The organism is Mycolicibacter minnesotensis (assembly GCF_010731755.1).
In the GTDB taxonomy this organism is placed as follows: domain Bacteria; phylum Actinomycetota; class Actinomycetes; order Mycobacteriales; family Mycobacteriaceae; genus Mycobacterium; species Mycobacterium minnesotense.
Window position 1 is genome coordinate 385,277 of sequence record NZ_AP022589.1, and the last position, 18,764, is coordinate 404,040.

Consider the following 18,764-nt stretch of genomic DNA (forward strand, 5'->3'; position numbering starts at 1 on the left):
AAATGGTCTCGGTAAGGTTACGAACGCGCAAACGTGAGCCCCGGCGAACCTCGCTGGGGGCATCCGAGCGGGGTGGCAGGTCGAGCCGAGATCACCCGCGGCACACGTATGAATTCGACCCGTCGTTCCGTTCCGTTGTCTGACCGACGGACGGAGGATCCATGACGATTTTTGAAACCCTTGAATCCGAGGTACGAAGCTATTGCCGTTCCTGGCCGGTGATGTTCGACCGTGCCAGTGGCTCCCGGATGTGGGACGTGGACGGCCGTGAGTACCTGGACTTCTTCGCCGGTGCCGGCGCGCTCAACTACGGCCATAATCATCCCGAGTTGCGGGAGCCGCTGTTGAAGTACCTGAGTTCGGACCGGGTGGTGCACAGCCTCGACATGAATACGGTGGCCAAAGCCGAGTTCCTGGAGCGCTTCGAGCAGGTGATTCTCAAGCCTCGGGGGCTCGACTACAAGGTCCAGTTCCCGGGGCCCACCGGAACCAATGCGGTCGAGTCGGCACTGAAGCTGGCCCGCAAGGTCACCGGCCGCGAGAGCATCATCAGCTTTACCAATGCCTTTCACGGAATGACGCTGGGATCGCTCAGTGTGACCGGCAATTCGATGAAGCGCGGTGGCGCCGGAATTCCGTTGGTGCACGCCACCCCGATGCCCTACGACAACTACCTCGACGGCGTGGTGCCCGACTTCTTGTGGTTTGAGCGGCTGCTCAAAGACAGCGGCAGCGGGCTCAACGACCCAGCTGCGGTGATCGTGGAGACCGTGCAGGGCGAAGGCGGGGTCAACGTGGCTCGCCTCGACTGGTTGCGCGGGCTGTCCGAATTGTGCCGGCGCCACGAGTTGCTGCTGATCGTCGATGACGTTCAGATGGGTTGCGGGCGTACCGGACCGTTCTTCAGCTTCGAAGCGGCGGGCATCGATCCCGACATAGTCTGCCTGTCCAAGTCGATCAGCGGATACGGGCTCCCGATGGCGCTGACGCTGTTGAAGCCGGAGCTGGACGTCTGGGAACCCGGCGAGCACAACGGCACGTTTCGCGGCCAGAATCCTTCCTTTGTCACCGCCGCCGCGGCGTTGAACTTCTGGACCGACAACAGGTTGGAGAAGTCCGTGCTGCGCAAGGGTGAGCTGATCGAGCAAGCGCTGACCGAAGTTGTCGATCCGATAGACGGTGTCAGCACACGAGGTCGCGGTCTGATCCGCGGTGTGGCTTTCGAACGTCCGGAACTGGCCGCAGCGGTATGCCGCGAAGCGTTCGATCGCGGCCTGCTGCTGGAGACCTCCGGGCCGAATGGAGAAGTCGTAAAACTTATGCCGGCGTTGGTTATTGACGATGATGACCTGACCGAAGGCCTGACAATCGTCGCCGAATCGATCGAATCTGTCGCCGCCCGTGAACTCACCCCAACCTCGTCAGGAGCCAGCCGATGATCGTTCGTACCCTCGCCGAGATCAAAGGTACCGACCGTGACGTCACGTCCAAGACGTGGAACAGTCAGCGACTCCTGCTGGCGCGCGACGGGCAGCGATTCTCCCTGCACGAGACGATTCTGTATGCCGGCACCGAGACCTCGATGTGGTACGCCAACCACGTCGAAGCGGTGTACTGCGTCGGCGGCGAGGGAGAGCTGATCAACGACGAGACCGGCGACTTGCACCCGCTGAGCGACGGCACCCTCTACCTGCTCGACGGCCACGAGCACCACCGCGTCATCGCCCACACGGACCTGCGCATGGTCTGTGTTTTCGACCCGCCGGTCACCGGGCGGGAGGTGCACGACGAGACCGGTGCGTATCCCCTGCTGACCGAGCCGGTCCAGGAGGTGGTCTCTTGACCCCTGCCCTGACCGACCTCCGCACCGACCGCTACCCCACCCGCAACGACGTCACGATCGGGATCGAACCCCGACACGACCCGGTGGTGTGGACCCAGCAGCCCACCGGCGGACCTTTGAGCCCTGCCGGTGTCGCGCAGTTCGAGACCGCGGGCTACCTGGCCGTCAAGACTTTGGTGGACGCCGATGTGGTGACAGACCTGCGCAACGAGTTGGACCGCTTGCGGGCCGACTCCGCGTTGGCCGCCGACGAACGTTCGATATGCGAACGTGACAGTGGGCAGATCCGGTCAATCTTCGAGGTACATCGCATCAGCCCGGCGTTCGCAGCCCTGGTGGCCGACCCGCGCCTGGTGGGTCCGGCCCGTCAGCTGCTCGGCTCAGATGTGTACGTGCACCAAAGCCGGGTCAACTTCAAGCCGGGATTCAATGGCCGGGAGTTCTACTGGCACTCCGATTTTGAGACGTGGCACGCCGAAGACGGCATGCCCTCGCCACGCGCGGTCAGCGTCTCGGTGGCCCTCACCGAGAACCTGGACAGCAATGGTTCGCTGATGATCATGCCCGGCTCACACCGGTGGTTCGTGTCGTGTCCGGGCCGCACGCCCCCGGATCACTACCGCTCGTCGCTCAAGCAGCAGCAGATCGGCACGCCCGACGACGCGAGCCTGGCGTGGCTAGCCGACCAGCACGGGATTCGGCAGATCACCGGCCCGGCCGGGTCGGCGGTTTTTTTCGACAGCAACTGCATGCACGGTTCCAGCAGCAACATCACGCCGTATGCGCGCTCGAACGTCTTCGTCGTCTACAACAGCGTGAACAACACGTTGGTGGAACCGTTCGGTGCCACCGCGCCACGACCGACGTTCATCGCCAGCCGCGTCTTCGACCCGGTATAGATCGGCCACCGCAGGTCGATTGGGGTTAGCCGATCTGGTCGCCGATCTCTTTGGCCGCCTCCACCAGCACCGCAGCCACGGCGCGATACTGCGAGCTGTTCAGCCGGTGGACCGGCGCGGCGGCATTGAGCGCCAGGAGCACGCCGGGCGCACGCGTGGGGACGGGGACAGCGACCGAGGCGACCCCTTCCTCACTGCCCTCGCGATTCACCGAGTAACCCTGTTGGCGTATTCGGCGCAGCTCCTTGTGCAGCTCCGCCCTGGTGGCCACCGAATGCGCCGTGACACGCCGGAGCTCGTTGTCGGGGTACAGATGGGCGATGTCGGCGTCGGACAGACGAGCCAACAGCGCCATCCCCGTCGACGTGCAGTGCGCGGGCATCGTGCGACCCAGCCGAGACGCCACCCGAACCGCTGTCGGCCCCTCCGCGGCGGCGATGAAGCGGACCTGGGCGCCCTCGAGCATGCCCAGGTGGACGGATTCCCTGAGCTGTTCGCTGACGCGGTGCAGGACAGGGCCTGCCGTGGCGTCGATATCGATGCGGTTGAACACCGACAGCGCCACGCTGAGCAGCGCGGGACCAGGATGGTAGGTCTTGGAGACCGGATCCTGACGCACGAAGCCCCGATATTGCAGCATGGCCAGCAATCGGTGGGCTGTGGATGACGCGACCTCCAGGTGCGCCGCCGCGTCAGTGAGGCGGACCTGTGGCTGCTGCCCGAAGAGCAGGATGAGCTTGAGTGCCCTGTCAACCGATCCGATCGGATACTGCGGAGCGGCGGGCCCAGCGGCGCCGCCGGTCGGCCATTCAGGGGCATCACTCTGCATAGCAGAGACAGTACTCACCCTTGTTGACCTCCAAACGGTCTTCCTGGCAGAGTTTTCGCGAATGTGCTGGAGGCTTTCTCTGCACACCAGACATCACGGACCCCGAGACTGGAGTCGCAACACATGAGTGATCACCGGCAAGTCTTCGACGAGGTCCGGCGCGGCATGATCCCTGCCCACATCTACAACGACGCCGCGATCTTCGAACTGGAGAAAGAGCGCCTGTTCCGCCGCGCCTGGATGTTCGTCGCGCACGAATCGGAGATCCCCCATGACGGCGACTACGTCGTGCGCCGCGTACTCAACGACTCCTTCATCATCGCGCGCGACTCCAAAGGCGACGTTCGGGCCATGTTCAACATGTGTCTGCACCGGGGAATGCAGGTTTGCCGCGCCGAGATGGGCAACGCCTCGAACTTCCGGTGCCCGTATCACGGCTGGTCCTACCGCAACGACGGACGGATCCTCGGCCTGCCCTTCCATCAGGAGGCCTACGGCGGCGATGCCGGATTCCAGAAGCGGGGGCAAACGCTGCTGCCGGCACCAAACCTCGCCAGCTACAACGGGCTGATCTTCATCAGCCTGGACCCGCAAGCGCCGCCGCTGGAGGAGTTTCTCGGGGACTTCATGTTCTACCTCGACTTCTACACCAAGCAGAGCCGAAGCGGTCTGGAGGTGCGCGGCCCGCAGCGCTGGCGCATCAAGGCGAACTGGAAGATCGGCGTCGAGAACTTCGCCGGCGACATGTATCACACGCCGCACACCCACGCCTCGGTCGTCGACATCGGGCTGTTTCGTGAACCGAAGGCGCAGAAGCGCAAGGACGGCGCCACCTACTGGGCGACCTGCGGCGGCGGAACGACGTACAAGTTGCCGCCGGGCAGCTTTGAGGAACGGATGCGCTATGTCGGTTATCCCGACGACATGGTGGAGCGCATCAAGCAGGTGTGGTCACCGGACCATCAGCGCGTGGTCAGTGACGACGGCTTCATGATCTCGGCTGCATCGTGTTTCCCGAACATGAGCCTGGTACACAACTGGCCGAAGATCCAAGACAGCGAAAAGGTGTTGCCGTTCATATCCCTTCGCACCTGGCAACCGATCAGCGAGAACGAAACCGAGGTGTACTCATGGTTTGCGGTCGACGCGGCGGCCCCAGAACAGTTCAAACAGGACTCTTACAAGGCCTACCTGATGTGCTTTGGCTCCACCGGAATGTTCGAGCAGGATGATGTCGAGAACTGGGTCTCGCTGACCAACACCGCCGCCGGTTCGATGGCCCGCCAACTACTGCTCAATGGCCGGATGGGTCTGCTCGCCGACGACACACCCGTGGTCAATTCCCTTTCCCCTGAACAGTTCCATGGCCCAGGCACCGCGCAAGTCGGCTACAACGAGAACAATCAGCGTGCAATCCTTCGGATGTGGGCGGACCACCTCGAGATGCCTGCCGTGGCGACGACAACCGCGGCCATGGGGGTCCATCGCGAGGCCATCACCCCGCTGGTGCAGACCAACGGCACATCGGCCTGCGAGGCGACTTATGAGGAGGCCCCGGCATGACATCTGCGCAACCGAGCCAGCGTCCAGGGTTTCCCCGACCGAACTCAACACATAACCCCTGGGAGCTGGCAGTCCTGGGCGGTGCCGCGCCCAAGCACGTCCGTATCGGTAATCCCCTGCCCTTCAGCGATGCCCGCCACCTGCAGGCACACCAATTCCTGGTCGATGAGGCCTATCTGCTGGACGCGCAGCACTACACCGACTGGCTCGACACCCTTACCGACGACATCCACTACTTCATGCCGGTGCGGGTGACCACCGCCGCCGGCGCCGGATTCGACACCTCTCCGGGAATGGCGCACTTCGATGAGAACAAGTACTCCCTGAGCCGACGGGTGGCCCGTTTTCAGACCGAACACGCGTGGACCGAGGATCCGCCCTCACGCCTGCGGCATCACATCACCAACGTCCGCACCTTTGCCTGCGACGACGAAACGCACGTGATCGTCGAGTCAGCGGAACTGCTGTTCCGCAGCCGCGGCGACGTGAACGAGGCGGCACTGGTCTCCTGCGGCCGCGAAGACCTACTCCGGCTGACCGAACACGGCTGGAAGTTGGCGCGCCGCACCATCTATGTCGACGAGTCTGTCCTGCGCATGCAGAACCTGGCGGTATTCCTGTGAGTGAACTCGATGACCTCCTGGCCCGTTCGGTCGGCGACACCATCACCATCGCGAACGAATTCACCGAAGTGACCCTGCGCCGCGTCGATACCCGCAACGGGTCACGGCTGCTCATCACGTCACCAAGATCCGGCCAGTGGATCAGCCTCGATGCCCTCGAACTTGAGGCGCTGACATGGCAGAACGCCTACACTCTGGCCGCGATGGTCGGCAACATGCACCAACCCCTGCTGTCAGACGACAGTGACCTGCCGTGACCGGATGGCTGGACGGCAAACGAGCGCTCGTCGTCGGCGCCGGTTCGGGCATCGGTCGTGCCGTCGTGGACGCATTTCTCGATGAGGGCGCCCGCGTCGCGGTGTTGGAACGCGATGCCGCCAAGTGCGCCCTGCTGGAAAGTCAGCTGCCGCAGGTCCCGGTGACCCAGGGAGACGCCACCACAGCCGAGGCCAACGAGCAGGCGGTAGCAGCGGCGGTAGCCGAGTTCGGCGGACTGGACACCTTGGTTACCTGTGTCGGAATCTTCGACTTCTACAAGGGGATCACCGATATCTCGACGCAGGAACTGGCCCCAGCCTTCGACGAGATGTTCACCACCAACGTGCTCAGTCATCTGCAGTCGGTAAAAGCCGCTGTACCGGCCCTGCGGGCCCAGACCGGGTCCTCGATCGTCGTCACGGAGTCTGCGTCGTCGTACTACCCCGGCCGTGGTGGCGTCCTCTACGTCGCCTCGAAATTTGCCGTTCGGGGCCTGGTCACCACCCTCGCCTATGAACTCGCTCCGCACATCCGGGTCAACGGCGTGGCGCCCGGTGGAACCCTCAATACCGACCTGCGGGGTTTGCAGAACCTGTCGCTCGACCACATCCGCCTAGACGACACCCCCAACCGGGCCCGCGACCTCGCGGCACGCACCCCACTTCATGTCGCACTCACTCCGCAGGACCACGCCTGGAGCTACGTCTTCCTGGCCTCGGACCGCGCTCGTGGCATCACCGCCGGAAGCACCCACCCCGACGGTGGATTCGGCATGGGTCCAGCACGATCCGCTCCGCCGGCGGAAGACTGAGAACGTGAACCACAACGATCTGGCGAAGTTACGGCACGACGTTGCGCAGGCATGCCGAGTCGCCGCCGCCCGGGGCCTGGTGGACGGCATTCTGGGACACATCAGTGTCCGGGTCGACGACGACCACCTGCTCATCAGGTGCCGCAGCGACTCTGACGACGGCGTGGCGTTCACCCGCGCCGACGACATTCGGCTCATCCGCTTTGACGGAACGCCAGGCTTACCAGGCGAATTGGACGGTTATCGGGTGCCCAACGAGCTGCCGATCCACGTCGAAACGCTGCTGGCGCATCCCGAATACCGAGCGGTGGCCCACTTGCATCCGCCGGCCGTGGTGGCAGCCGACCTGGCGGGCATTACGATCGAACCGATCTACGGAGCCTTCGATATCCCGGGCGCATGGCTCGCGCGCCGGGGCATCCCGGTGTACCCGCGGGCCGTACTGATCCGTACTGCAGAACTCGGCAGGGAAATGGTCGCCGCCATGCAGGGTAAGCCGGTGGTGATCTGTCGCGGCCATGGGATCACCAGTGCCGCCGCCACGGCTGCCCAGGCGGTACTGCAGGCGATCAGCCTGGACCACTTGGCATCGATGTCACTGCGGATCCGCTCCGCGGGCGGCACGTGCACCCCGATCCAGGAGGCGGATTGGGCCGATCTACCTGACCTCGGCCCCTCATTCACCGCGGACGCCGCCTGGCGTCATGAACTCGCCCGGCTGGAGTGCCGATGACTGGTCAAGCCGAGATCAGTTCAGAGATAGCGGAAATCCAGGCCGATTACGAGCGCGCGGGCGTCGAGGAAAGCCAGCCCAAGCTTGACTATCCGCCCTACCGCAGCAGCACTCTTCGACATCCCCACCGTCCGCTGCAGCTGACCGACCCCGAGGGCATCGAACTCTGGTCCCCGTGTTTCGGTGAGGGTGATGTCGGTGACCTTGATGCCGACCTGACACTCCAGCACGCAGGCTGCCCGATCGGCGAGCGGACGGTGGTTACCGGGCGGATCGTCGACGGCCAGGGCCGGCCAGTCCGCAGACAGCTCGTCGAGATCTGGCAGGCCAACGCCAGCGGCCGCTACATCCACCAGGGGGATCAGCATCCGGCGCCGCTGGACCCCAATTTCACCGGGGCCGGGCGGTGCCTCACCGACGATGAGGGGTTCTACCGGTTCACGACGATCAAGCCGGGACCGTACCCCTGGCGCAATCATCACAACGCATGGCGGCCCGCTCATATCCATTTCTCTTTGTTTGGAAACGATTTCACCCAGCGGATGATCACCCAGATGTATTTCCCCGGCGACCCGCTGTGCGACTTGGACCCGATCTACCGATCAGTTGCCGACCGCCGGGCCCGCGAGCGTCTGGTCGCGGTTTATGACCACGACACCACCACTCATGAATGGGCTACCGGATACCGCTGGGACATCGTGCTTACCGGGCCGGCCGCGACGCCCTTCGAGGAGCATCATGGCTGAGCTCACCGCAACGCCGGGTCAGACGATCGGACCATTCTTCGGCTACGCCCTACCTTTCGACCTCGGCAACGAACTGGTCCCGCCGGGCTCGCCCGGTGCCCTTGCATTTCACGGCACCGTCACCGACGGCGCGGGGGCACCCGTCCCCGATGCCCTGGTGGAGATTTGGCAGGCCGATAGTCGCGGTGCCCTACCCACCGCCACCAGATCACTCCGCCGCGACGGCCACACCTTCGCCGGATGGGGACGCGCAGAGACCGGACCCGACGGCCACTACACCTTCACGACCGTGACTCCTGGGGCCCAACGAGATTCGTCGCCGTTCATCGCGATCACGGTGTTCGCACGCGGCCTACTGAATCGGCTGTTCACCCGCGCCTACCTACCCGGTGGCCACCTCGGCACGGATCGACTGCTGAACTCCGTGCCTGCCGACCGCCGCCACACCCTGATCGCGGCGCCCGACGAACACGGCTTTCGCTTCGACATCAGACTTCAGGGCCCGAACGAGACCGTATTTCTGCGCTACCGGGGGCAGCCGTGACCGACCTGTTGTGGCCCGGCGACCACCGCGCGGGCGATGTGTTCAGCGACGCGGCCTACCTCGCCGCTATGGCGCGGACCGAAAATGCCTGGCTCAGAGTGCTTGTCGAGGCAGGAATCGCTCCATCCTCGGCGCGCGCGGACTTGAACTCGGTGGTGTCGGCATCTGACGTCGAGACCGTGGCCGCAGCTGCCGAGGCGATCGGCAATCCAGTGCCCGGCCTGCTGGAGCTGCTGCGGCAACGCACCGGGGGCGAGACGGCGCACTGGCTGCACCGTGGACTGACCAGTCAAGACGTCATCGACAACGCGCTGACACTCTGTCTGCGCGATGCACTAGACCGGGTTCATGGCGAACTGCGCAAGCAGGTAAGCAGATTGGCCGCGCTGGCCGATACCCACCGCGACAGCCCCATGCTGGCCCGCACGCTGACCCAGCCGGCGTTGCCCACGACGGCGGGCATGAAGATCGCACACTGGCTCCACGGGGTTCTGGATGCCCTCGACGGCGTCGCAACGCTGCCGCAACTCCCCGTTCAGGCCGGTGGTGCCGTCGGCACGATGGCCGCTGCCACCGAACTCATCGGCTCGCCCACCGATGCTGTCGCCCTTACCCGGCGACTGGCCGAGGAACTGGGCCTGGCCGATAGCCCACCGTGGCATACCACCAGGTCGATCATCACCCGTGCGGGCGACGCGCTGGTGACGTGCTGCGACGCGTGGGCTCACATCGCCAACGATGTCGCGACGGGTAGCCGGCCCGAGATCGGTGAGCTGGCAGAAGGCCGGGGCGGCGGCTCATCGACGATGCCGCACAAGAACAATCCGGTGCTGTCCCTACTGATCCGGCGCACCGCTCTGACCGCACCCGCCCTGGCCGCCACCCTGCACACCGCCACGGCCGCCAGTGTCGATGAGCGCTCCGACGGCGGTTGGCACGCTGAATGGGCCGCGTTGCGGACATTGTCACGCCACGCCGTGTGCGCTGCAGCGCAGACGACCGAACTGCTTGCCGGACTTGTCATCGATACCGATCGTGCCGCGGCGAACCTGGCCGCCGCCGGCGACCTCCTCGGGGAGCAGCGCACCATGGCCGCATTGACCGGACATCCGGTTCGTCCGGACTACGTCGGGGCGGCCAGTCACCTGATCGATGCAGTGCTGCTACGCGCACAACACCATCTGAGGGAGGCGACATGAGCGTGCCGCAGCTCGTCGGCACCGACTTCGGCGGCCCCCAGGACGCAGACCTGCTGCTGCTCGGCCCATCCCTGGGCACATCGGCAACCGTCCTCTGGGGCGCCGCCGCAGAACAACTCGCGAGGCACCTGCGCGTAGTGGCCTGGGACCTGCCCGGCCACGGTCGCAGTCCGGCGGACACATTCCGGATACCGGATCTCGCGGCCGGCGTACTGGCGCTGGCCGGCCAAGTCGCACCAGGAGCCTCGTTTCATTACGCCGGAAATTCCATCGGCGGCGCGGTGGGCCTGCAGTTGCTGGTCGACGCCCCCGAACGGCTACGCAGTGCCACATTGCTGTGCACCGGCGCCACCATCGGCCGCGCCGAGGATTGGATTGCGCGTGCCGCCACGGTGCGCGCAACGGGCACCAGCGCGCTGATCGAGGCATCACTGCAGCGCTGGCTCACTGCCGGTTTCCTCGAGAGGAAACGGGAGCTGACCGCAGCGCTGGCCGATGCGCTAGGCCGGACCGACGACGAGTCGTACGCCCAGGCCTGCGAAGCCCTGGCTCACTTCGATGTTGCCGCAGCCTTGCCGAACATCAGCACCCCGGTGTTGGCCATTGCGGGTTCGGAAGATATCGCCACACCACCAGAATCTCTGCGACGCATCTCTTCCGGCGTCAAGAATGGCCGCCTGGTGATCCTCGACAGCGTCGCTCATCTGGCACCGGTTGAGTCACCCAGCGCGACCGCCAACCTCATCCTCGACCATGTTCTGGTGCGCGACCCGGTCTACACCGCGGGCATGTCGGTTCGCCGGGATGTCCTGGGCGACAAGCATGTCGATGCTGCGATCGCCCGAAGCACCGAGTTCACCGCTGACTTTCAGGAGCTGATCACCCGATATGCGTGGGGAACCATCTGGACCCGAGACGGCCTGGACCGGCGCAGCCGATCGATCGTCACTCTGACGGCACTGGTGGCCCGTGGCCACCACGAGGAGCTGGCGATGCATCTGCGGGCGGCACGCCGAAACGGACTGAGCAGCAACGAGATCAAAGAAGTGCTCTTGCAGACTGCCATCTATTGCGGGGTACCCGATGCCAATACCGCCTTCCGGATCGCCACGGAGGTATTCGCCGAGGATGACGGCAAGGGTGGTTCTTAAGTGAGTCGCACCGTCATCTGCGATTCCGCAGCCGAGGCCGTGTCGGGCGTCGCGGACGGCGCAACGATCCTGGTCGGCGGATTCGGTATGGCCGGGATGCCCACCACGCTGATCGATGCATTGATCGCTCAGGGCGCCGATGATCTCACCGTCGTCAGCAACAATGCGGGCAATGCCGATACGGGCCTGGCGGCGTTGTTGGCCACCGGCCGAGTTCGCAAGGTGATCTGTTCGTTTCCGCGTCAAGCGGATTCCTACGTTTTCGACGGCCTCTATCACGCCGGCAAGATCGCTCTGGAACTGGTGCCGCAGGGCAATCTGGCCGAACGCATCCGCGCTGCCGGCGCCGGCATCGGGGCGTTCTACTGCCCCACGGGCGTGGGCACCCTGCTCACCGAGGGCAAGGAGATACGGACCATCAACGGTAGGGACTACGCCCTGGAGTACCCCATTCACGGCGATGTCGCCCTGATCCGTGCCCACACCGGTGATCGCGCGGGCAACCTGGTCTATCGCAAGACCGCACGGAACTTCGGTCCCGTGATGGCCAGTGCAGCCACCCTGACCGTGGCCGAGGTCGCGCACGTCGTCGACACCGGTCAACTGGATCCCGAAGCAGTTGTCACGCCCGGAATCTACGTCGACCGGCTCCTAGAGGTGAGCGCGTGACGCAGGCTCCCCCAACAACTGTCGAGCATCTTGACCGCGGGCCGCTGACCCGCGACGAGCTGGCCGCCGTGATCGCTCGTGACATCCCCCCGGGCTCCTACGTCAATCTCGGCATAGGACAGCCGACCCTGGTAGCTGATCACCTCTCGGCCCAGGCCGCGGTGGTCCTGCACACCGAGAACGGCATGCTCGGTATGGGGCCCGCGGCGCGGGGCGAGGACATCGACCCCGATCTGACCAATGCCGGCAAGATTGCGGTCACCGAGCTGCCCGGGGCCGCATATTTCCATCACGCCGACTCCTTCGCGATGATGCGCGGAGGGCACCTGGACGTGTGTGTGCTCGGCGCGTTGCAAGTCAGCCAGCACGGCGATCTGGCCAACTGGCACACCGGTGAGCCCGGGGCGATTCCGGCGGTCGGAGGTGCGATGGACTTGGCCATCGGCGCCAAGAACGTGTTCGTGATGATGGACCTGTTCACCAAGGACGGTGCCGCGAAACTGGTTCCGTCGTGCAGCTATCCGCTGACCGGCCTGCGGTGTGTCAGCAGGGTCTATACCGAGTACGCGGTCATCGACATCGATAGGACGGCGGGAATGCCGCGGGTGCGCGAAACCTTCGGCATTACGCTGGCCGACCTCGCGGCGAAGTTGCCGGTCAGTTTGCGCTGACGGGAGCAGATCACCGCTTTCGAGCCGAAATATCACGACGCGACACGCCTGCGCCACGTCGTCAGATTCCGGCTGGGCGCACCACTTCCGCGTCAGAGCAGGCTCAGGATCCGATCGCCGGCAGCGCTGGTCGACAGCTTCTGATCTCCCCGCGTCGCCAAGTGCTTTTCGACGGCCGCGTCGACCCGGACGGCGGCGTCATGCTCACCGATGTGGTCAAGCAGCATCGCCACCGAGGTCACCGCCGCGGTCGGGTCGGCGATGCCCTGGCCGGCGATGTCGGGCGCGCTGCCGTGCACCGGCTCGAACATCGAGGGGTTGACACCGGTGGCGTCGATGTTGCCGCTGGCTGCCAAGCCGATCCCACCGCAGACCGCACCCGCGAGGTCGGTGATGATGTCGCCGAAGAGGTTGTCGCTGACGATGACGTCGAAGCGGCCGGGATCGGTCACCATGTAGATCGTCGCGGCGTCGACGTGGGTATAGGCCGTCTCGACGTCCGGGTATTCCTTGCCGATCTCGGCCACCGTGCGGGTCCACAGCGAGCCTGCGTAGGCCAGCACGTTGTTCTTGTGCACCAGGGTGAGGTGCTTGCGGCGCGCGCGAGCCTTCTCGAACGCGAAGCGCACCACCCGGGCAACCCCGAATGCCGTGTTGACGCTGACCTCGGTGGCGACTTCGTGGGGGGTGCCGACCCGCAGCGCCCCACCGTTTCCGGTGTAGGGCCCCTCGGTGCCTTCACGTACCACCAGGAAGTCGATCTCACCCGGATCGGCCAATGGGCTGGCCACCCCCGGGTACAACCGGCTGGGACGCAGGTTGACGTGGTGATCCAGGGCGAAACGCGCGCTCAGCAGCAGACCACGCTCGAGCACCCCTGAGGGCACCGATGGATCGCCGATGGCACCCAGCAGGATCACGTCGTGACCCCGGATCTCTTCGAGCACCGAACCCGGGAGGATCTCGCCGGTGGCGTGATAGCGCCGGGCACCCAAGTCGTACTCGGTCTTCTCGGTGCCCGGCAGCACCGCGTCGAGCACCTTGACGGCTTCGGCGATGACTTCCGGGCCGATCCCGTCGCCGGGGATGACGGCAAGTTTGAGGCTCATGTGAGGTCGACCTCTTCAATCTTGTTGGCGCCGACAGCAGCACTGATGGCCGAGTGGACCTCCGCGGGCACCTTGCGGTCGACCCTCAGCAGGACCGTCGCGGCGGGGCCTTCGGCGTCCTCGGACAGCTGCGCGGCGTGGATGTTGATACCGGCTGAACCCAGCAGGGTACCGATCTTGCCCAGCGCGCCGGGCTGGTCGGAGTAGTTGATGATCAGGTTGACACCCTGAGCTCGCAGGTCGAAATGCCTGCCGTTGATCTCAACGATCTTCTCCACCTGCTGGCTGCCCGACAGCGTGCCGGCCACGGTGACGGCTGCCCCGTCGGCGGTGACCGCCCGCAGCTCGACGACGCTGCGGTGGTTGGGGCTTTCGGTGGCGGTGCCGATCTCGGCGTCCACACCGCGTTCGGCAGCCAGGGCCGGCGCGTTGACGAACGTCACCGGGTCTTCGATGACGGCCGAGAACAGGCCGCGCAGCGCTGACAACCGCAGCACGCCAACATCTTCGGCGGCCAATTCGCCACGCACCTGGACTGACAGTGACACCGGCAGCCCATCGGAGAGCGCACCCGCCAGCAACCCGAGCTTGCGCACCAGGTCCAGCCAGGGCGCGACTTCCTCACTGACCGCGCCGCCACCGACGTTGACCGCATCGGGCACGAATTCGCCCGCTAGCGCCAGTTTCACGCTCTTGGCGACATCCGTTCCGGCCCGGTCCTGAGCTTCCGCGGTCGATGCGCCCAGGTGCGGGGTCACCACCACCTGCGGCAGGTCGAACAGCGGCGAGTCGGTGCACGGCTCGGTGGCGAACACGTCGAGGCCGGCGGCCCGGACGTGGCCGCTGGTGATCGCCTCGGCCAGTGCGGCCTCATCGATCAGACCACCGCGGGCCGCGTTGACGATGATCACCCCGGGCTTGGTCTTGGCCAGGTTTTCTTTGCCGATGAGCCCTGCGGTTTCGGGGGTCTTCGGCAGGTGCACCGAGATGAAGTCGGCGCGACCGAGCAGCTCGTCGAGGCTGAGCAGCTCGATGCCGAGCTGGGCGGCGCGGGCGGCCGACACATAGGGGTCGTAGGCCACGATGTGCGCGCCGAACGCAGCGAGCCGCTGGGCGACCAGCTGTCCGATGCGGCCCAGGCCGACCACCCCGACGGTGTGGTCGTAGATCTCGGTGCCGGAGAAGGACGACCGCTTCCACTGCTTGCCGTGCAGCGAGGCGTCGGCCGCGGGGATCTCCCGGGCGGCGGCGAGCATCAGCGCGATCGCGTGCTCAGCCGCACTGTGGATGTTCGAGGTCGGGGCATTGACCACCAGCACACCGCGGGCGGTTGCGGCATCGACGTCGACGTTGTCCAGGCCGACACCGGCGCGCGCCACGATCTTGAGCTTGGTGCCGGCCGCGAGGACCTCGGCGTCGACGGTGGTGGCCGAGCGCACCAGCAGCGCGTCCGCTTCAGGCACCGCGGCCAGCAGCTTCTCCCGGTCCGGGCCGTCCACCCAGCGAACCTCAACCTGGTCGCCGAGGGCGGCAACGGTGGATTGGGCGAGTTTGTCAGCGATCAAAACCACGGGCAGAGTCACCCGGACAGCCTAGTGGCCGGTCGCCAGCCCGGCGGAGCCGGGCGCAGCGGGCCGGACACCATCAAGCACAGCGCCGGTCGCCAGCCCGGCGGAGCCGGGCGCAGCGGGCCGGACACCCGGTGCCCCGACTTCGACAACGGTGGCGTCCGACAGCCGGTACTGGGGGTGCACCCGGATCTGGCCGCGTAGCGCGGGGGCTCCTTAGTATCGACGAATGGACGTCACCGTCGTCGGTAGTGGACCCAATGGCCTGGCCGCAGCGGTCATCTGTGCCCGCGCAGGTCTCTCGGTTCAGGTTCTGGAGGCCCAGGACACCTTTGGAGGCGGCGCGCGCACCGCCGCGGATCCGGAGTTCTCCGGCGTGAGCCATGACATCTGCTCGGCGGTCCATCCGCTGGGCTTGGCGTCGCCGTTCTTCACCGAGTTCGATCTTGCCGCCCGTGGCGTGCAACTGACCGCACCCGAGATCTCCTACGGCAATCCGCTGGATGGCCGGCCCGCCGCGATCGCCTACCGCGACTTGGACCGCACCTGTTCGGAGTTGGAGCATGGTTCGTCTTGGCGGCAACTGCTTGGGCCGTTGGTCTCGCACAGCCAAGCTGTGGTGGAGTTTCTCCTGGGAGACAAGCGGTCTGTGCCGTCGGGGATTGCGACCGTGGCCCGACTGGGTTTGCGGATGGCCGGACAGGCCGGCCCAGCCTGGAACGCGACGCTGGCTGGACATGATGCCCGCGCGCTCTACACCGGGGTCGCCGCGCACACGATCTCGCGATTGCCGTCGGTGACCTCAGCCGGGGCCGGCATGATGCTGGCGACCCTCGGCCATACCGTCGGCTGGCCGATACCCGTGGGGGGCAGCCAGGCGATCACCGATGCGCTCATCGCAGACCTGATCGCACATGGCGGCCAACTGGCCGCCGGTTCCCCGGTGCGCTCAGCGCCCGGTGGCGTGGTGTTGTACGACACCGCCCCGACCGCGCTGCTGTCGATCTATGGGGATGCACTGCCGGCACGGTATGCGCGGGCGCTGCGGCGATATCGGTACGGATCCGCCGCGGCCAAGGTTGATTTCGTGCTCAGCGACGAGGTGCCGTGGAGCGATCCCCGACTGGCGCTGGCGCCCACCCTGCATCTCGGCGGTGACCGCAGGCAGATGGCCCAGGCCGAAGCCGCGATCGCCGCCGGCCGGCATGCACAGCAGCCGATGATCCTGGCAGCGCTGCCGCATCTCGTCGACGCATCCCGCGTCGACGCCACGGGGCGGCGTCCGATGTGGGCGTATGCGCATGTTCCGGCCGGGTCGACTATCGACCAGTCCGAGGCCGTCATCGCCGCTATCGAGAGGTTCGCTCCAGGATTCCGCGACGTCGTGGTGGCGGTCCGGTCCGTCCCGGCCGCACGGCTGGCACACCACAACGCCAACTACGTGGGCGGCGACATCGCCGCCGGAGGCAACAATGCCTGGCGGGCTCTTGCCGGGCCGACCCCTCGGCTGAATCCGTGGGCCACACCAATTCCCGGGGCCTACCTGTGTTCGGCAGCCACACCGCCCGGCGCCGGCGTCCACGGAATGGCGGGTTATTACGCCGCCCGCACCGTGTTGCGGCGCGAGTTCGGAATTGACCGGCTGCCCAGCCTGGCCCCCTGAAAATCCAGTCCCGCGGCGGCCGCATGGGCCGCCAGCGAACGTCATGCTGTGCAACGCTCCATAGATTGCACAGATTTTTCCCAGATAACTAGAGACTTTTTGCCAGCTTTGCTATAGCCTCCAGCTAACTCGTGTCGGGCATCACACCTTTGGCTCAATGTGGCGCGAGTCATAACGTAAGGAGAGGCTATGCACACCACCCTTCGCCCGCTTGCCCTGGCGGGTGCAGCAGTTATCGGCGCTAGCGCAATCGCCGCCACTCCCGTGGTCGTCGCCCCCCCGAACTTGCACATGCCGGCCATCGCGCTCACCGCTGACGGCGGCCTACCAGGAGGCATCCTCGACGGCCTCGGCAGCATCGACTTCGCAGGCATTTTCTCCGGCCTGGGCGACATCTTGAGCAACTTCGACCTGTCCGGGATTTTCAGTGACCTGTTCGCCAACTTCGACCTGTCGGGCATCCTCAACGACCTGTTCAGCAACTTCGACCTGTCGGGCATCCTCAACGACCTGTTCGCCAACTTCGACCTGTCTGCGATCTTCAACGACCTGTTCGCCAACTTCGACCTGTCTGCGATCTTCAACGACCTGTTCGCCAACTTCGACCTGTCCGGGATCTTCGACGACCTGTTCGCCAACTTCGATCTGTCGGGGATCTTCGACAGCTTCGATCTGTCGGCGTTATTTGACGGCCTGTTCGACGGACTGTAGACGCCGGCGGCGATGGATCGGGGCGGATGGGAGACCTCCCCGAGCCCGTCGAACCGGTGACATAAAGCGAGTGGCCCCTTCCGCGGAAGGGGCCACTCGTTCTTCTATGACGTCGCCGTCGGTCAGGCGGTCTCGGTGATGGGCCGATCCACCCAGCTCATCAGGTCGCGCAGCTTCTTGCCCGTCACCTCGATGGGGTGCTCGGCGTTCTCCTTGCGCAGGCCTTCTAGCTCCTTGTTGCCGCCCTCGACGTTGGCCACCAGCCGCTTGACAAAGGTGCCGTCCTGGATGTCGGACAGGATGTCGCGCATCCGCTGCTTGGTGTCGGCGTCGATCACCCGCGGTCCGGACAGGTAGCCGCCGAACTCCGCGGTGTCGGAAACCGAGTAGTTCATCCGGGCGATGCCGCCCTCATACATCAGGTCGACGATCAGCTTGAGCTCGTGCAGCACCTCGAAGTAGGCCATCTCCGGGGCGTAACCCGCCTCGACCATGACCTCGAAACCGGCCTTGACCAGCTCTTCGGTGCCGCCACACAGCACGGCCTGCTCGCCGAACAGGTCGGTCTCGGTCTCTTCCTTGAAGGTGGTCTTGATGACGCCGGCCCGGGTGCCGCCGATGCCCTTGGCGTACGACAAGGCCAGGGCCTCGCCCTCGCCGTTGGGGTCTTGCGCGACCGCGATCAGCGAAGGCACACCCTTGCCGTCGACGAACTGCCGGCGCACCAGGTGGCCCGGGCCCTTGGGTGCGACCATCCCGACGGTGATGTCGGCGGCCGGCTTGATCAGACCGAAGTGGATGTTGAGGCCGTGGCCGAAGAACAACGCGTTGCCGGCAACCAGGTTCGGCTCGATGTCATTGGTGAAGATCTCGGCCTGAGCGGTGTCGGGCGCGAGCAGCATGATCACGTCCGCCCACTTGGCGACCTCGGCGGGGGTGTCGACCTCGAGGCCCTGCTCGGCGACCTTGGCGCGCGACTTCGAGCCTTCCTTGAGGCCCACCTTCACCTGCACACCGGAGTCCCGAAGGCTCAGCGAGTGCGCGTGGCCCTGGCTGCCGTAGCCGATAACCCCGACCTTGCGGCCCTGAATGATCGACAGGTCGGCGTCGTCGTCGTAGAACATCTCAACTGCCACTGGTTTTCTTCCTAACTATCTTTGCTGGCTATTTCTGG

21 protein-coding genes are annotated in these 18,764 nt (G+C 65.6%); 17 read left to right on the forward strand and 4 right to left on the reverse strand.

The window, feature by feature from the left end:
* Positions 1-161: 161 nt before the first annotated feature.
* Genes ectB through thpD form a run of 3 tightly spaced genes read left to right on the forward strand, consistent with a single transcriptional unit; the run spans position 162 to position 2,742 of the window.
* Entirely contained in the window at positions 162-1,439 is a 1,278-nt protein-coding gene (gene ectB / locus G6N09_RS01970; protein ID WP_083024268.1) for a diaminobutyrate--2-oxoglutarate transaminase, read from the forward strand.
* The gene (locus tag G6N09_RS01975) at positions 1,436-1,843 is read left to right on the forward strand and encodes an ectoine synthase (protein WP_083024271.1); all 408 of its coding nucleotides are present in this window, start codon (positions 1,436-1,438) and stop codon (positions 1,841-1,843) included. Before ectB ends, G6N09_RS01975 begins: the two co-directional genes overlap by 4 nt.
* Positions 1,840-2,742, forward strand: coding sequence for an ectoine hydroxylase (gene thpD / locus G6N09_RS01980; RefSeq protein WP_197745889.1), 903 nt, complete (start codon positions 1,840-1,842; stop codon positions 2,740-2,742). Before G6N09_RS01975 ends, thpD begins: the two co-directional genes overlap by 4 nt.
* A 25-nt stretch (positions 2,743-2,767) precedes the next feature.
* Here the strand turns inward: thpD and G6N09_RS01985 are convergent, their stop codons facing one another.
* Positions 2,768-3,571, reverse strand: coding sequence for an IclR family transcriptional regulator (locus G6N09_RS01985; RefSeq protein WP_083024273.1), 804 nt, complete (start codon positions 3,569-3,571; stop codon positions 2,768-2,770).
* A gap of 123 nt (positions 3,572-3,694) precedes the next feature.
* On the opposite strand from G6N09_RS01985, the gene G6N09_RS01990 reads away from it, so the two are divergent.
* The 11 genes from G6N09_RS01990 to G6N09_RS02040 are packed head-to-tail and all read left to right on the forward strand — an operon-like array spanning position 3,695 to position 12,539.
* Positions 3,695-5,134: a Rieske 2Fe-2S domain-containing protein gene (locus G6N09_RS01990; RefSeq protein WP_083024275.1), complete on the forward strand. Its 1,440-nt coding sequence runs from the start codon at positions 3,695-3,697 to the stop codon at positions 5,132-5,134.
* Positions 5,131-5,757, forward strand: a complete 627-nt coding sequence (locus G6N09_RS01995; protein ID WP_083024277.1) for a 3-phenylpropionate/cinnamic acid dioxygenase subunit beta — start codon at positions 5,131-5,133, stop codon at positions 5,755-5,757. Before G6N09_RS01990 ends, G6N09_RS01995 begins: the two co-directional genes overlap by 4 nt.
* On the forward strand, positions 5,754-6,014 hold the full coding sequence (locus tag G6N09_RS02000) for a dihydrodiol dehydrogenase (protein ID WP_083024280.1): 261 nt from the start codon (positions 5,754-5,756) through the stop codon (positions 6,012-6,014). The genes G6N09_RS01995 and G6N09_RS02000 overlap by 4 nt, the downstream gene beginning before the upstream one ends.
* Positions 6,011-6,826: a 3-(cis-5,6-dihydroxycyclohexa-1,3-dien-1-yl)propanoate dehydrogenase gene (hcaB, locus tag G6N09_RS02005; RefSeq protein WP_083024282.1), complete on the forward strand. Its 816-nt coding sequence runs from the start codon at positions 6,011-6,013 to the stop codon at positions 6,824-6,826. The genes G6N09_RS02000 and hcaB overlap by 4 nt, the downstream gene beginning before the upstream one ends.
* Before the next feature lie 4 nt (positions 6,827-6,830).
* Positions 6,831-7,559: a 3,4-dihydroxyphthalate decarboxylase gene (locus G6N09_RS02010; RefSeq protein WP_083024549.1), complete on the forward strand. Its 729-nt coding sequence runs from the start codon at positions 6,831-6,833 to the stop codon at positions 7,557-7,559.
* Positions 7,556-8,305 (forward strand): protocatechuate 3,4-dioxygenase subunit beta, encoded by a 750-nt coding sequence (gene pcaH, locus G6N09_RS02015; RefSeq protein ID WP_083024547.1) that lies wholly within the window; start codon positions 7,556-7,558, stop codon positions 8,303-8,305. Before G6N09_RS02010 ends, pcaH begins: the two co-directional genes overlap by 4 nt.
* On the forward strand, positions 8,298-8,849 hold the full coding sequence (pcaG, locus tag G6N09_RS02020; protein WP_083024284.1) for a protocatechuate 3,4-dioxygenase subunit alpha: 552 nt from the start codon (positions 8,298-8,300) through the stop codon (positions 8,847-8,849). Before pcaH ends, pcaG begins: the two co-directional genes overlap by 8 nt.
* Positions 8,846-10,048 (forward strand): 3-carboxy-cis,cis-muconate cycloisomerase, encoded by a 1,203-nt coding sequence (gene pcaB, locus G6N09_RS02025; RefSeq protein ID WP_083024286.1) that lies wholly within the window; start codon positions 8,846-8,848, stop codon positions 10,046-10,048. Before pcaG ends, pcaB begins: the two co-directional genes overlap by 4 nt.
* Positions 10,045-11,199, forward strand: a complete 1,155-nt coding sequence (gene pcaDC, locus G6N09_RS02030; RefSeq protein ID WP_083024288.1) for a bifunctional 3-oxoadipate enol-lactonase/4-carboxymuconolactone decarboxylase PcaDC — start codon at positions 10,045-10,047, stop codon at positions 11,197-11,199. Before pcaB ends, pcaDC begins: the two co-directional genes overlap by 4 nt.
* Positions 11,200-11,868, forward strand: coding sequence for a 3-oxoacid CoA-transferase subunit A (locus G6N09_RS02035; protein WP_083024290.1), 669 nt, complete (start codon positions 11,200-11,202; stop codon positions 11,866-11,868). It abuts the gene before it with no gap.
* Positions 11,865-12,539: a 3-oxoacid CoA-transferase subunit B gene (locus G6N09_RS02040; RefSeq protein WP_083024292.1), complete on the forward strand. Its 675-nt coding sequence runs from the start codon at positions 11,865-11,867 to the stop codon at positions 12,537-12,539. The genes G6N09_RS02035 and G6N09_RS02040 overlap by 4 nt, the downstream gene beginning before the upstream one ends.
* Positions 12,540-12,631: 92 nt before the next feature.
* On the opposite strand, the gene G6N09_RS02045 is transcribed toward G6N09_RS02040, so the two are convergent.
* Entirely contained in the window at positions 12,632-13,648 is a 1,017-nt protein-coding gene (locus G6N09_RS02045) for a 3-isopropylmalate dehydrogenase (protein ID WP_083024294.1), read from the reverse strand.
* A complete protein-coding gene (serA, locus tag G6N09_RS02050; protein ID WP_083024296.1) occupies positions 13,645-15,231 on the reverse strand; it encodes a phosphoglycerate dehydrogenase in 1,587 nt (528 codons plus the stop codon). The genes G6N09_RS02045 and serA overlap by 4 nt, the downstream gene beginning before the upstream one ends.
* 12 nt (positions 15,232-15,243) lie before the next feature.
* Here serA and G6N09_RS20415 point away from each other — a divergent pair, with 12 nt between their 5' ends.
* The 3 genes from G6N09_RS20415 to G6N09_RS02065 all read left to right on the forward strand — a co-directional run bounded on the left by G6N09_RS20415 (position 15,244) and on the right by G6N09_RS02065 (position 17,590).
* Entirely contained in the window at positions 15,244-15,420 is a 177-nt protein-coding gene (locus G6N09_RS20415) for a hypothetical protein (protein ID WP_163752626.1), read from the forward strand.
* A 25-nt stretch (positions 15,421-15,445) separates the two neighbouring features.
* Entirely contained in the window at positions 15,446-16,879 is a 1,434-nt protein-coding gene (locus G6N09_RS02060) for a phytoene desaturase family protein (protein ID WP_083024299.1), read from the forward strand.
* A gap of 189 nt (positions 16,880-17,068) precedes the next feature.
* A complete protein-coding gene (locus G6N09_RS02065) occupies positions 17,069-17,590 on the forward strand; it encodes a hypothetical protein (protein ID WP_109558867.1) in 522 nt (173 codons plus the stop codon).
* Between the two features lie 122 nt (positions 17,591-17,712).
* Here G6N09_RS02065 and ilvC read toward each other — a convergent pair whose 3' ends face one another.
* Positions 17,713-18,714, reverse strand: coding sequence for a ketol-acid reductoisomerase (gene ilvC, locus G6N09_RS02070; RefSeq protein ID WP_047319386.1), 1,002 nt, complete (start codon positions 18,712-18,714; stop codon positions 17,713-17,715).
* Positions 18,715-18,764: the final 50 nt, after the last annotated feature.

Coding starts and splice junctions, on each gene's coding strand:
- ectB (WP_083024268.1), top strand. CDS start 162: ATGACGATTTTTGAAACCCTTGAATCCGAGGTACGAAGCTATTGCCGT.
- G6N09_RS01975 (WP_083024271.1), top strand. CDS start 1,436: ATGATCGTTCGTACCCTCGCCGAGATCAAAGGTACCGACCGTGACGTC.
- G6N09_RS01985 (WP_083024273.1), bottom strand. CDS start 3,571: ATGCAGAGTGATGCCCCTGAATGGCCGACCGGCGGCGCCGCTGGGCCC.
- G6N09_RS01990 (WP_083024275.1), top strand. CDS start 3,695: ATGAGTGATCACCGGCAAGTCTTCGACGAGGTCCGGCGCGGCATGATC.
- G6N09_RS01995 (WP_083024277.1), top strand. CDS start 5,131: ATGACATCTGCGCAACCGAGCCAGCGTCCAGGGTTTCCCCGACCGAAC.
- pcaH (WP_083024547.1), top strand. CDS start 7,556: ATGACTGGTCAAGCCGAGATCAGTTCAGAGATAGCGGAAATCCAGGCC.
- pcaG (WP_083024284.1), top strand. CDS start 8,298: ATGGCTGAGCTCACCGCAACGCCGGGTCAGACGATCGGACCATTCTTC.
- pcaDC (WP_083024288.1), top strand. CDS start 10,045: ATGAGCGTGCCGCAGCTCGTCGGCACCGACTTCGGCGGCCCCCAGGAC.
- G6N09_RS02045 (WP_083024294.1), bottom strand. CDS start 13,648: ATGAGCCTCAAACTTGCCGTCATCCCCGGCGACGGGATCGGCCCGGAA.
- G6N09_RS02060 (WP_083024299.1), top strand. CDS start 15,446: ATGGACGTCACCGTCGTCGGTAGTGGACCCAATGGCCTGGCCGCAGCG.
- G6N09_RS02065 (WP_109558867.1), top strand. CDS start 17,069: ATGCACACCACCCTTCGCCCGCTTGCCCTGGCGGGTGCAGCAGTTATC.
- ilvC (WP_047319386.1), bottom strand. CDS start 18,714: ATGTTCTACGACGACGACGCCGACCTGTCGATCATTCAGGGCCGCAAG.